The 12,580-nt window shown below is 63.3% G+C and carries 11 protein-coding genes; 6 read left to right on the forward strand and 5 right to left on the reverse strand.

The features are described 5' to 3' along the window. Positions 1-9 precede the first annotated feature (9 nt). Positions 10-1,692, forward strand: a complete 1,683-nt coding sequence (locus ACBG85_RS13790) for an ATP-binding cassette domain-containing protein (RefSeq protein WP_372027773.1) — start codon at positions 10-12, stop codon at positions 1,690-1,692. A gap of 17 nt (positions 1,693-1,709) precedes the next feature. Here the strand turns inward: ACBG85_RS13790 and ACBG85_RS13795 are convergent, their stop codons facing one another. Next, positions 1,710-2,342 carry a hypothetical protein gene (locus ACBG85_RS13795; protein WP_372027775.1) on the reverse strand — a complete coding sequence of 211 codons (633 nt, stop codon included), beginning with the start codon at positions 2,340-2,342 and terminating at the stop codon, positions 1,710-1,712. 454 nt (positions 2,343-2,796) lie between these two features. On the opposite strand from ACBG85_RS13795, the gene ACBG85_RS13800 reads away from it, so the two are divergent. Then, complete coding sequence (locus ACBG85_RS13800; RefSeq protein WP_003944949.1) at positions 2,797-3,351, forward strand: transglycosylase family protein; 555 nt, start codon at positions 2,797-2,799, stop codon at positions 3,349-3,351. Positions 3,352-3,363: 12 nt separating this feature from the next. Here the strand turns inward: ACBG85_RS13800 and ACBG85_RS13805 are convergent, their stop codons facing one another. Continuing rightward, a complete protein-coding gene (locus ACBG85_RS13805; RefSeq protein WP_054188193.1) occupies positions 3,364-4,095 on the reverse strand; it encodes a TetR/AcrR family transcriptional regulator in 732 nt (243 codons plus the stop codon). Positions 4,096-4,292: 197 nt separating this feature from the next. Here ACBG85_RS13805 and ACBG85_RS13810 point away from each other — a divergent pair, with 197 nt between their 5' ends. Genes ACBG85_RS13810 through ACBG85_RS13825 form a run of 4 tightly spaced genes read left to right on the forward strand, consistent with a single transcriptional unit; the run spans position 4,293 to position 9,317 of the window. Beyond that, positions 4,293-5,852 (forward strand): amino acid permease, encoded by a 1,560-nt coding sequence (locus ACBG85_RS13810; RefSeq protein WP_042951823.1) that lies wholly within the window; start codon positions 4,293-4,295, stop codon positions 5,850-5,852. Between the two features lie 2 nt (positions 5,853-5,854). Then, positions 5,855-6,688: an urea amidolyase associated protein UAAP1 gene (locus tag ACBG85_RS13815; protein ID WP_064075360.1), complete on the forward strand. Its 834-nt coding sequence runs from the start codon at positions 5,855-5,857 to the stop codon at positions 6,686-6,688. After that, entirely contained in the window at positions 6,685-7,338 is a 654-nt protein-coding gene (locus ACBG85_RS13820) for an urea amidolyase associated protein UAAP2 (protein WP_372027778.1), read from the forward strand. Before ACBG85_RS13815 ends, ACBG85_RS13820 begins: the two co-directional genes overlap by 4 nt. After that, positions 7,335-9,317, forward strand: coding sequence for a 5-oxoprolinase/urea amidolyase family protein (locus tag ACBG85_RS13825; RefSeq protein ID WP_372027779.1), 1,983 nt, complete (start codon positions 7,335-7,337; stop codon positions 9,315-9,317). Before ACBG85_RS13820 ends, ACBG85_RS13825 begins: the two co-directional genes overlap by 4 nt. Before the next feature lie 115 nt (positions 9,318-9,432). Here ACBG85_RS13825 and ACBG85_RS13830 read toward each other — a convergent pair whose 3' ends face one another. The 3 genes from ACBG85_RS13830 to ACBG85_RS13840 are packed head-to-tail and all read right to left on the reverse strand — an operon-like array spanning position 9,433 to position 12,579. Then, positions 9,433-10,215 (reverse strand): Fic/DOC family protein, encoded by a 783-nt coding sequence (locus tag ACBG85_RS13830; protein WP_372027780.1) that lies wholly within the window; start codon positions 10,213-10,215, stop codon positions 9,433-9,435. Then, complete coding sequence (locus ACBG85_RS13835) at positions 10,212-11,645, reverse strand: putative nucleotidyltransferase substrate binding domain-containing protein (protein ID WP_372027781.1); 1,434 nt, start codon at positions 11,643-11,645, stop codon at positions 10,212-10,214. The genes ACBG85_RS13830 and ACBG85_RS13835 overlap by 4 nt, the downstream gene beginning before the upstream one ends. Positions 11,646-11,694: 49 nt before the next feature. Beyond that, positions 11,695-12,579, reverse strand: coding sequence for a DUF5995 family protein (locus tag ACBG85_RS13840; protein WP_372027854.1), 885 nt, complete (start codon positions 12,577-12,579; stop codon positions 11,695-11,697). Position 12,580: the final 1 nt, after the last annotated feature.

The raw sequence follows: 12,580 nt of genomic DNA on the forward strand, positions 1-12,580 counted from the left end.
CTTGACAGCGTGACCCACCTCAACATCGCCGACGTCGACTACTTTCTCCCTGATGGTCGGCAACTGCTCAGCGGTGTCAGCTTTCGGGTCGGCAACGGTGCAAAAACTGCACTGATAGGCCCCAACGGGACTGGTAAGACGACGTTGCTCCGCATTGTCGCCGGAGACGTCGTCGCCGACGAGGGCGCTGTCACTCGATCCGGAACACTGGGCGTGATGCGGCAATTCGTCGGCCAGGTTCGCGACGAGTCCACCGTGCGCGATCTTCTGTTGTCCGTCTCGCCGGCACGGATCCGGGACGCAGCACTGGCGCTCGATACGGCAGAAAACGCGATGATCGAGCGCGACGAGGAATCAACTCAAATGAAGTATTCGCATGCGCTGGCCGATTGGGCCGACGTGGGCGGCTACGAGACCGAAGACTTCTGGGACAAGGTCACTACCGCGGCTCTCGGTGTTCCCTATGACCGTGCGAAGTGGCGCGCGGCCAACTCCCTCAGTGGTGGCGAGCAGAAACGGTTGGTTCTCGAAGCACTGTTCGCTGGGCCCGACGACGCACTCCTGCTGGACGAGCCGGACAACTACCTCGATGTTCCGGGCAAGCGATGGCTGGAAAAGACGATCTCGGAATCGTCGAAAGTGGTTTTGTTCGTCAGCCACGACCGCGAACTGATCGCCAACGCGGCCACCCACATCGTGACACTCGAGCCCGGAATCAGCGGCGCAACGTCGTGGACCCACGGCGCTGGGCTGGCCAGCTACCACCAGGCCCGCGAGGATCGCAACGCTCGATTCGAAGAACTGCGTCGACGCTGGGACGAGGAGCACGCGAAATTACGTGCCCTGGTTCTGCGATTGCGTGAAAAGGCCAAGTTCAACGACGGCGTCGCTGCGCGGTATCACGCCTCGCAAACCAGGTTGGCGAAGTTCGAGGAGGCAGGGCCACCCGAAGCGATTCCACTTCAGCAGAAGGTGACGGTTCGGCTGGCGGGCGGGCGAACCGCCAAGCGCGCGTTGGTATGTCAAGATCTCGAGCTGACCGGATTGATGAAGCCTTTCGACACCGAGATCTGGTACGGAGATCGGGTTGCCGTGCTGGGCTCCAATGGATCCGGGAAGTCGCATTTCCTTCGGCTCTTGGCGGGTGGGGGGACCGATCCGGGGAGCGAGCATCTGCCCGTCGAGGCGCTCGACATCGCGCCGGTCGAGCACGGGGGTACTGCGACGCTGGGTGCCCGGGTACGTCCCGGATTGTTTGCGCAGACCCATTCCAGGCCTGATCTGACCGGAAACACGCTGCTCGAGATCCTGCACATGGGCGACGAACACCGCAGCGGAATGGGACGCGAAGCGGCGAGCCGCGCGCTGGACCGTTACGGATTGTCCCAAGCTGCGGAACAGAAGTACGACGACCTGTCCGGCGGTCAGCAGGCGCGCCTGCAGATTCTGCTCCTCGAGCTTTCCGGCGCCACGATGTTGTTGCTCGACGAACCGACCGACAACCTTGACCTTCATTCGGCTGACGCGCTCGAGCAGGGCATTGCTCAGTTTGCCGGCACGGTCATCTCGGTCACGCACGATCGCTGGTTCGCGCGCGGGTTCGACAAGTTCCTCGTCTTCGGATCGGACGGGAACGTGTACGAGAGCGAGTCGCCGGTGTGGGACGAGGCCAGGGTCGAACGAGCGCGCTGAGATCGAGCAGCCACTCCCTACCTGGGGAGAGGCGGCAGCTCGTTGATCATCGCGCGAAGGAGGCCCGGATCGCTGCGATCCGATCGAGGCGGGGGACAGCGCGAAAGATCGAGCTGTGTCGGAAAGCGCCACACAACGCGACCTGGATCTACCATGTTCACCGCCGAGTACCAGTGGGTGAGGGGCTCGGCGAGCGCCGCGTGAAGCTCGAAATGCCGTCGTCGGCGGCTGGGGTCTCCTTCGCGCTGAAGTAGAAGCTGCCCCGGTGACGGTATCGAGATGACGGTCAGATCCGCGAAACCCAGTTCGAGGTGCTCGAAAGCTGTCTCGACTGCCGCGAGCTCGTACTCGAATCGCTCCCGAGGTGCTGCGCCCACCGCAGCGAGACACCAGCTGTAGTGCAGTTTCAGCGGGTCGCTGTCGCAGAGCGCGATACCGGTTCTCGCTTCGAGATCTTCCGCTTGCGACCATCGCTTCGAATTGACCGTTGCCCAGTAACTTGCCTGGACGTCGAGATCCGTACCGTCCGGCTCGCGCCCCGTGGGCTGATACTCGGCGACGAATCCTTCCGCTGCGGTTTGTCCACCGAGTTGGGTTCGGCACCAGGTGGTCTTGCCGGCGGCGCTGGGTCCTTCTACTGCGATGATCACCAGTCAATTCTCCATAGTGATTGGGGCGGTTGGTTTTTCCCGTTGCCAGGAATCTCTTAACATCCCCAGGATCCTCGTTGGCGGTCCGACACGGCCTGTTTCGGTGTGGTGGGTCACAAAATCACCGTGACGGTTGCCACATAACGGACGGATAACGATCGGTATGGTTGAAGCTCGAATCAATTAGTTGACCTGTGGTTATTGCTCGAGTTTCGACTGAGTCTGGTACAGCAGTGCCGGAAAACTGCCCCGTGACCAATCCGTGACCATCACCTACGGTCGTTGACAGCCCGAAACTACCGGGCAAACACCGACCCGCAACTGCGTGCTTCTGCCCCGCGGGTCCGGTACTCCCGAAACCTTCGCGGGGCAGGAGTGAAACAGACGAGTCGATCGACGAGACGTGAAAGCGTCCGGGCCGACCTCGTCCGCGGTAGCGGAGAGGATTTACCCAATGACCAGCATCACCTTCAAGCGCGCCCTCGGCGCAGTTGCAACCGCAGGCGCAGTCGTCGCGATCCCGCTCGCCATGAGCACCGGCACCGCTTCGGCAGCCGGCCACGACTGGTCCGGAGTCGCAAACTGCGAGTCCTCCGGTAACTGGGCCGCCAACACCGGAAACGGCTTCTACGGTGGTCTGCAGTTCACGCAGAGCACCTGGAACGCATTCGGTGGATCGGGCAACGCTGCCAACGCCAGCCAGGCCGAGCAGATCCGTGTCGCCGAGAACGTTCTCGCAGGCCAGGGCGTCGGCGCATGGCCCGTCTGCGGTCAGTACCTGACCACCGGCACCACCGCAGGCAACTACGAGGCCGCAGCCGCCCCCGTCACCGCTGAGGCTTCCGTCGAGTCGGCTCCGGCAGCAAGCACCGGAAGCGGCAACTACGTGGTCAAGGCAGGCGACACCCTGTCGAAGATCGCTGCTGCACACGGCATCTCGCTCGAGAACCTCGCCAGCCAGGTTCCGAACATCAACCTGATCTTCCCGGGACAGTCCCTCTCGGTCTAGTCTCGTGGCCGTTTAGGTCCTCAATGCGTCGAAATTGTCCGGAGCTGATGCAGCCCCGGACAGTTTCGGCGTTTCTGCGTTCGCAATGATCGTTGCCGCTTCCGTATGGATGGGGTCAAGATCCTGGCGCCACCCAAGAATGTGCAGCGCCGACCCGGCGATGACGGCGGCGTCGGGAATCGGGGTGCCTTCGAGCGCGTCGGCTCGCGCGCTGATCACACTTTCTACCAGGCGAAACGGAAGCTCGGCCAGGTGCGTTGATGATGGATCGTCAATCGCGTCGAGCACATCCTGGGCGAGTGCCCGGTATTGCTCGCGAAGCCGATCGCGATCGGCTCGGAACGACATGAACCTGTCACTTCTCAGTTCCGGTAAGAGATAAAGGACGCCGAGGTTCCACCGTCCGGTGATCAGTTGTGCCGCGTCGATGTACGAAAGTGCGTACAGCTTGACCTCGGGTGCGGTGTCGAGTGGCCTGAGATTCTCCGCGAAGTCGAGCGCCGGCGTCACGGTGTCGGCGAGAAGTGCAACCAGAATGTCGTCCTTGGTGGCGAAATGGTTGTACAGCGACGCCTGACGCATTCCGACTGCTTCGGCGATGTGGCGTGTGGACGTCGCGGCGAAGCCTCGGGTGGTGAACAGTTCAGCGGCTGCATCCAAGATCTCCGCCCGGGCAGTGCCACCCGGGCGTCGGCGAGCGGTCAGGCGGGGTCGTCCGGGGCCGGCGTTGGTCACGCCTTCCATAGTGGCAGGCTGCGGCCTTACGTGCGGGATGGCCGCCGCTGTGAGCATTCGGTCACGTGCTCGAAACGTACTCAACGAGCCTGTTACAGAATCAGGCGAATCGTATACGCGGGCGTCACCTGCGGCGAGTGGATTTCACGAAAACTATCAATCGACAGTTATTCGCCTCTGAATCGCTTCGCCGAAGGAGTACGCCGTTGAGTGCAACCACCCCGGCTGCGCAGCCCACCACCGCTTCCGCACTCGCCTCTTCGCCTCACGACGACGGTGACCTCGCGGAGTTCGGCTACGAGCAGCAGCTGCATCGATCGCTGGGAAAGTTCGCGTCTTTCGCCGCGGGCTTCTCCTTCGTCTCCATCCTCACCACGATCTTCCAATTGTTCGGCCTCGGTTTCGGTTTCGCGGGTCCGGCATTCTTCTGGACGTGGCCGGTCGTCTTCATCGGTCAGTTCATGGTCGCTCTCAACTTCGCGGAACTTGCTGCCAGATATCCGATTTCGGGTGCCATCTACCAGTGGTCGCGGCGGATGGGTGGTGAGATCGTCGGCTGGTTCGCCGGTTGGTTCATGATTCTCGCTCAGATCGTCACTGCATCGGCCGCCGCGATCGCCTTGCAGGTCGTGCTCCCCAATGTGTGGAGCGGGTTCCAGATCATCGGCGAGGACAGCGCACTCACCTCATCGAGTGGTGCCGCCAACGCCGTGCTGCTCGGATCGGTACTTCTGGTTCTGACCACCTTTATCAACTGCATCGGCGTCAACTGGATGTCGCGTATCAACAACATTGGCGTGACCTGCGAAATCGTCGGTGTCATCGCAGTGATCGGGATGTTCTTCACCCACGCTCAGCGCGGACCGGACGTCGTCTTCGACACCGGCAGTGCCGGCGGTCAGCCCGGATACGCCTGGGCGTGGATCATGTCCGGACTGATGGCTGCCTACGTCATGGTCGGCTTCGGTTCGGCAGGCGAACTGGCCGAGGAGACCCGCAACCCCCGACGCGTCGCACCTCGTACGATCCGGCTTGCACTGTCCGCTTCTGCGCTCGGCGGCGGCTTGATGATCCTCGGCGCGTTGATGGCAGCGCCCTCACTCACCGACGGACGCCTGGCCACGGAAGGTTTGCCGTACGTACTGACATCGATTCTCAGTTCCCCGTGGGGCACGGTCTTGTTGATCGACGTCTCGATCGCAGTGTTCGTGTGCACCTTGGCCATTCAGACTGCTGCTTCACGGCTGATGTTCTCGATGGCCCGCGACGGGCGGCTTCCTGCCTCGCAGGTACTGGCAAAGGTCAACCCCCGCACCGGAACACCTATCGCGCCGTCCGTCCTCATCGGTCTGGTCTGCATTGCCGTCCTGGCCGTCAACGTGGGCAACTCGGCAATTTTTGCAACCCTGTCCAGCGTATGCATCATCTTGATCTACTTGGCCTACCTCATGGTGACCGTGCCGCTGCTGGTTCAGCGTCTCAAGGGATGGCCTCGCACGGCAGTCGGCCCCAAGTTCGACGCCGAAGGCAAAAAGCTTTTCTCCCTGGGCATCTGGGGAGTTCCGGTCAACATCGCCGCGGTTGTGTACGGCGCGCTGATGGTGATCAACCTGTCCTGGCCACGAGCCGAGATCTTCAACCCCACCGGGGAGTACCCCATTCTGCAGTGGGCCGCGCCCATCACGGTAGCGCTGGTCGTGGGGCTGGGAGTCGCTTGCTTCCCACGTGGCCGCGCCACCCCGAATCCCGTCACGATCGGAGCCTGACCATGAGTACTCAGACCACCGCCGGAGCGCGCGAGCATGCCCGGTCCCAAGCTGGAACGATCACCGATTCCATGCCCGTATTGCCGGCAACGCGTTGGCCGAACCCACCCGAAGACGTCGCGCCCGAACGTCTGACCTGGGCTGAGACCGTGCCGGGTGGGCGGTACACGACCAAGGTTCTCGCACGTGGAACCCGATTGCGACTTCGCGACATCGCTGGCAGCGCCTGCGCAAACATCTTGCTCTATCGCGCCGACGCCCCCTGGGAGCGTCTCAACGTCGCCGATACCGTCAAGGTGCCATGGCAGGCCTATCTCGGCGTCGGGCACCCGTTGCTCTCCGATCAGGGGCGAGTACTTGCGACCGTGGTCGCAGACACGTCGGGTCACCACGACGCGTTCTGCGGAACGACGTCACGCGCCACCAACGAGGCGAAGTACGGGCAGGGTTCGCTGCACAGTGCCTCACCCGCCGGTCGTGAACTGTTCACCGTCGCTGCCGCGAAAAACGGGCTCGGGCCGCAGGACATTGCGCCGCCGTTGTCCTTCTTCCATGGTGTCCGCGTCGAGGCGGACGGCGCTCTCACCAGTACGGGGTCCGCCGGCTCGGGCGCAACAGTCGACCTTCTGATCCACCTGCCCGTCATCGTGATGATCGCCAACACCGCGCACCCACTCGATCCGGCGCCGCAGTTTCCCACCACGTCCCTCGAAGTGCTCGCGTGGAACGCGGCCGACGAACTCGGCGGCCTTGACGATCTCGGGCCGGAATACCAACGCGCAGTGCTCAATACCGAAGATGCCTGGACGGCTTCGAACCTGGAGGAGATCGCATGACCACCACCTTGGATGTCCCCGCCCTCGTTCCCGGAACGGTGATCCTCGACGAGATTGCTGACGCATTCGGGCCGTGGTCCGCAGTTGTCCGTGCCGGTGACGTTCTGACCATCGTCGATCTACACGGAAATCAAGCCGTCGACACCCTCGTCTACGCCGGTGATGATCACAGCGTTCGGTACTCGGCAGCAGCGACGGTCACAGCCCAGAAGAACCTGTTTCTGTCCACAGGCTCCGTGCTCCGCAGTGACGACGGAACTCCACTCATGACCCTGGTCGCAGACGAGGTCGGAAACCACGACACCGTCGGCGGCGCGTGCTCACAGGAATCGAACACCCTGCGATACGGCCACCACACCAACCATCAGCACGCGTGCGTCGAGAACTTCCTAGTCGAGGGCGCAAAATGGGGGCTCGGTAAGCGGGACCTGGTGTCCAACATCAACTTCTTCATGAACGTCCCGGTCGACCCCGACGGCACACTCGGAATCGTCGACGGACTGTCGGCACCAGGCAAGCGGCTCGCGTTGCGTGCCGAACGTGACGTGCTCGTCCTCGTGTCCAACTGCCCGCAGATCAACAACCCGTGCAACGGCTTCGATCCCACGGCCGTCCGCATGATCGTCACACGGCCGGGAGCAGACGAATGAACGCAAAACTGACCATCGTGCGTCCCGGAATGCTGACGACGGTTCAGGACTATCCAGGACGCGTCGGATACTGGCAGATCGGAGTTCCACCATCGGGCCCGATGGACGACCTGTCGTTTCGGTTGGGAAACACCGCACTCGGAAACCCCGAAGGCGCCCCCGGCATCGAATGCGCGATGGCCGGACCTGCCATGACGTTCGACGAAGACACCACGGTCTGCATCACGGGTGCCCCGGTGTCGGTGACCGTCGACGGCGTCGTACACGGTCAGTGGCGACCAGTTTTCGTCCCCGCTGGATCGGTGCTCGACGTCGGAGCGGTCAGCGGCCCGGGCCTGCGCATCTACGTACTCGTACAGGGCGGAATCGAGACCGACGACTATCTCGGCAGTGCGTCGACCTTCACCCTGGGCAGGTTCGGGGGACACGAAGGTAGGACTCTGCGGGCAGGAGACGTTCTCAAACTCGGACAGGCGACCGGGGTCGCGGGAGCTGTTCCCGCCGAGCATGTTCCGGCGATACACACGTGCTGGGAACTTGCGGTGACCGAGGGCCCGCACGGGGCGCCGGAGTTCTTCACCCGCTCCGACATCGACACGCTGTACGCGACCGAGTACGAGGTCCACTTCAACTCCGACCGCACCGGTGTCCGGTTGATAGGTCCGAAACCTGACTGGGCCAGAACCACCGGCGGCGAAGCGGGACTTCACCCTTCGAACATCCACGACAACGCGTATTCGATCGGTGCACTCGACTTCACCGGCGACACGCCCATCCTCCTCGGACCAGACGGACCGAGCCTCGGCGGCTTCGTCTGCCCGATCACAGTGGTGTCCGCTGATCGCTGGAAGCTCGGACAGTTGGCTCCCGGGAACAAGATTCGCTTCGTGCCGGTCCGCGCCGAACGGGCAGCCTCCCGGCGTGACCTCGGAGTATCGCGTCGAGCGTCCAATTCGGTTGTTCATTCCTCCGGTGGTGACGGCGACGACGGCGTCATAGCCCGCCGTGACGGCGACACCGCGGTCACGTACCGGCGCTCAGGCGATGACAACGTGTTGGTCGAATACGGCGACATGAATCTCGACCTGGCGTTACGTGCGCGTGCTCATGCACTGCATCAGCGACTCGAAGCCGAGAAGCCGGCCGGACTACTCGATCTCACCCCGGGAATCCGCAGCCTGCAGGTCCGCGTCGACCCGGACGTGCTGCCCGTCCGCAAGCTGATGGGAATGCTCGCCGAGGCGGAGGACACCTTGCCGGCGGCCAACGAACTCGTTGTGCCAAGTCGCACTGTGCGGATGCCACTGTCGTGGGACGACCCGGCAACGCGCGAAGCGATCCAGCGGTACATGCACGGGGTTCGCGCCGACGCGCCGTGGTGCCCGTGGAACATCGAGTTCATCCGCCGGATGAACGGTCTCGAATCCGTGAACGACGTGTTCGACACCGTCTTCGGCGCCGACTACATGGTGCTCGGACTGGGTGACGTCTACCTCGGAGCGCCGGTCGCGACGCCGCTCGATCCGCGTCATCGTCTGGTCACGACCAAGTACAACCCTGCCCGCACCTGGACCCCGGAAAATGCCGTCGGGATCGGTGGGGCGTACCTCTGCATCTACGGCATGGAAGGCCCGGGCGGGTACCAGTTCGTCGGACGTACGACGCAGGTGTGGAATCACCGCCACCCCGCGAAGTCCGGGCCGTTCGAGGAGGGCACTCCGTGGTTGCTGCGATTCTTCGACCGGATCTCCTGGTACCCCGTCGAGCCGGAAGAGTTGATGGATCTGCGCGCGGACACCGCCGCCGGCCGCGGCGGGGGCGTCGAGATCGAGGACGGCAGCTTCTCGCTGGCCGAGCATCAGGAGTTCCTCGCGTCGAACTCGCGCTCGATCGAGGAGTTCCGCGCGATGCAGTCCGTCGCGTTCGGGGCCGAGCGTCAGCGCTGGTCCGACGCAGGGGAGTTCGCGCTGCCCGGTTGATGGTCGAGTGAGCACAGTCGTCTTAGAGTGAGCACCGCTTCCAGAGTGTCGGAAGCGGTGCTCACTCAGCAGTAGCGGTGTTCAGTCCGCCTGGAACGGGCAGCAGATGTCTGCGTCAGCGAGTCAGCGCGCGATTGAACAGATCGATGAACGGGCGAGGCGACGGGGTTCCGGTGGGCCGGAAAGGCGCAGAATCCCTCGACGCGGATACCCACTCGGTTCTGCTCACCCGCGACAAGTCGAGCTGATACCGGGTGTCGGCGGCGAGTCGGTGCAGGAAGAGGGTTCCGGTTCGCCCGTTTCCTTCCCGAAACGGGTGGGCATGATTGAGCGTCGAGTACACCGATGCGAGCGCGAACGACGCAGCGCCGTGATCGAGTGCTACCCAATCGACGGCGGCGATGATCTCTTCGACCTCGGACAGGTAGTTCCGAATCGCCGAGACCGGAGCAAACGTTGCCGCACCTTTCCTGATGTCGACGGTTCTGATGTGTCCGGCCCACTGGTACAGATCTTGGAAAACGTGCTGGTGAAGTAGGAGAAGTTCGGCTGTGTCTCGCGTGTGCGGTACGACGTCGCTGCCGAGATGCGCCTCACCCAGACGAAGCGCGGTCGCCGCGAACTCGAGTGATTGCAGTGCGGCGGGATCTCGTACGTCGAAATTGTTCGCGAGCACCGATGTACCGCGATAGACGTACGGCGCTGATCTTCGCCAGCGGATCCGCGGGGGAATCGCAGACGAGAGGCCGACGGCTCGCGCCAATTCCTGCTCGAAATACTCACGCCGAGAAAGCATCCCGATCATCACGGCCTCGAGTTCCGCGATCTGTTCATCGCTCGGATCCCAGCCTTCGAGGCGCTCCGCCGCCAGAACCTGTTCGAGCGCAGTGCGATTCACGGATCGATGTCGGGTAGCGCCGACGCGGACGCGGCATATTCGAGTCGTCGTTGCACACCTGCGACCTCGCGCACTGCATTGCTCAGCAAGCTCCGCGAGAGCGGAGTGAGTTCGGAGATCACGACTTCGTCGGTCGGTGGCCGACCTGCCGCGAACTGATCGGTCTGGTGGCGGACACGAATCTGCTGCAACACCTCGAAAGATTCGATCAGTACCTGGGCGTCGTCGTCGAGTAGGAAACCGCTTCCCGCTGCAGCCTTGAGGCGTTCGAGTGTCGAACTCGTGCGGGCGCCCACGGAAATCCCCGCCCAACGAGCGATGTTCACGATCGGTTGGACGGCGCTGGCTTTGAGGTCGACGGTTCCGGTCCGACGCGTCATCACGTCCTTGAACGAATGGAGCTTTGCCTTGTCTCCGACGGCTTCGCGAAGGAGCAGTCGCATGACGGCCGGGTGCAATCGCAGTTGATCCAACGCCGCAGGGCGAGGATCCAACGCCGGATCGCCCGCGACGACACGGGCATCCGCCAGCATCGACAACATGACCAGGGCCTGGTCCTGGTACGGATTGGATACCCATTTCCGCAGCGCAGTGCGCCATTGTGGGAGCGTCCGAGCGAACCTGGCCTGGGTCGCGACGGCGTTCTTGGTGTCGCGAGGGAACCCGCAGAGATCGAGGATGTCGTGGATGGTCTTCGCGGCGTCGGCTCCCTCGTGATGAGATTCGCCGCCCCACACCAGCGCACTGTCGATATCCGAAGAGGGGAGCGCTTCACGCCTGGCGACGCTGCCGAGCGACAGCCACGCGAAATCCGGTCGCTCGTCTCCGCCCACCACCAATTCTATGGCTCGCCTGACTGTTACGTCGATCAGCACGGCCAGCGTCGCGCCGATGTCGAGCGGAGAGACCCGTGACGCCACCAATTCCGTCACCAGAACAGGGACCGCGCGGGCTGTTTCGACGAGGTGGGCGTCATCCTGTGCTGTGGCGAGCGCTGCGCGCAGTTCGAAACCCTGATTGGTGGCCGAAGTCAGGAGGTCGCTGAGTTCGAGCACGCCCATCAGTGCGCCTGCCTCGGTCACGACCGGGAGATGGCGCAATCCGTACTCGAGCATGTCGGTCACGGCGTCGGCGCCCAATCGATCCGGATCGACTGTCACTGCTGACGGCGTCATCACCGTTGATACCGGCTGATTGCTGTCGATACCACCGACTACCACACGAGCACGTAGGTCACCTTCGGTGAAGATTCCGAAACCGTTTGTCTCCGTCGGGATCACAACAGCGCGGCGGCCCGCATCGGTCATCAACTTCGCGGCCTCGCGGATGGTTGCCCGGCGATCGCAGACAATTGCGGGCCCGCGCAACAGGTCTCGCACCCGGCGCATGGCGGGACTCTGCATGCCTTGCCCCGTCGAGTGCCCCGTCATGGGGTCATTGTCGCAGGTGTGTCCGGTTCAGGCAGCGGAGGGTGAGATGTCAGAGACCACCGAGTCGCGAGAGTACGTCGAGAGCGGAATCTGTAGTACGCCAGAGCGCGTCGATCTCCTGTTCTGCGCCCGGACGTGTCTGCGGATTCTGGAGGGCGAATCCGTTGGCCAGCGTGATGGTGTTGTATCCGCTGTCGGCGGCGCGGAGCAACAATTCCGAGGGCTGCGAGTTTCCGGCCAATCGGTCGAGTCCTTCGCCGACGAAGTAGAACCGCCAGAGCGGCCCCAGATCGGCGTCGTACTCGGCCTTGGTGAGGGTCACGATCGAACCACCCTTGACGGCAATGGAATCGACGATCTTGTAAAAATCGGGGACATCCTCCGCAGTGGTTCCGGACGTGGAGACGGCGTGAGCGAGGTCGACGGTGAGATGCGCGTTGTAGCCGGCCATGGCGACTCGTGCCGGACTGGCATCGCACTGACGCGTCAGGGTGAAGTAGTTGTTCCACGCCGGATCTGTGGGAGTGCCGGTGAACTCCGCATGGACGTTCACCAGGTACCTTCGCAGCAATTCGTAGCTGACCGAATGGGCCCACTCGTCATCGGCGAAGGCCGCGGGGTCTCGCTGCAGCGGCATCACCGCCTCGTGCTCGACAGCGTCGAGGCCGACGGAGAACAGGCCTCGCCAATCGTGGTGGGAGACGAGGATCGACGTGATCTCACGATGACGTTCGACAGCGGTCTCGAGCCGAGGCAGTCCGGCACCGTTCAGGGTCGTGACGTCGCTGAGTTCGGCAATCCGGCCCACCTCGGCATTGCTCAACTGGCTGCCGCAAGCCGTCGAAAGACTCTCGCCCGGTTCTGCGAGTGCAGAACCGGGCGAGAGGAAAGCGGCGGTGATGCCGAGCGCGAGCGTCAACGGATACAGCCGCATC

The organism is Rhodococcus sp. NyZ502, assembly GCF_041464245.1.
In the GTDB taxonomy this organism is placed as follows: Bacteria; Actinomycetota; Actinomycetes; order Mycobacteriales; family Mycobacteriaceae; genus Rhodococcus_F; species Rhodococcus_F qingshengii.

What these genes read in the sequence shown, in the direction of transcription:
- ACBG85_RS13800 (WP_003944949.1), top strand. Translation starts at nt 2,797, where the DNA reads ATGACCAGCATCACCTTCAAGCGCGCCCTCGGCGCAGTTGCAACCGCA.
- ACBG85_RS13805 (WP_054188193.1), bottom strand. Translation starts at nt 4,095, where the DNA reads ATGGAAGGCGTGACCAACGCCGGCCCCGGACGACCCCGCCTGACCGCT.
- ACBG85_RS13815 (WP_064075360.1), top strand. Translation starts at nt 5,855, where the DNA reads ATGAGTACTCAGACCACCGCCGGAGCGCGCGAGCATGCCCGGTCCCAA.
- ACBG85_RS13820 (WP_372027778.1), top strand. Translation starts at nt 6,685, where the DNA reads ATGACCACCACCTTGGATGTCCCCGCCCTCGTTCCCGGAACGGTGATC.
- ACBG85_RS13825 (WP_372027779.1), top strand. Translation starts at nt 7,335, where the DNA reads ATGAACGCAAAACTGACCATCGTGCGTCCCGGAATGCTGACGACGGTT.
- ACBG85_RS13835 (WP_372027781.1), bottom strand. Translation starts at nt 11,645, where the DNA reads ATGACGGGGCACTCGACGGGGCAAGGCATGCAGAGTCCCGCCATGCGC.
- ACBG85_RS13840 (WP_372027854.1), bottom strand. Translation starts at nt 12,579, where the DNA reads ATGCGGCTGTATCCGTTGACGCTCGCGCTCGGCATCACCGCCGCTTTC.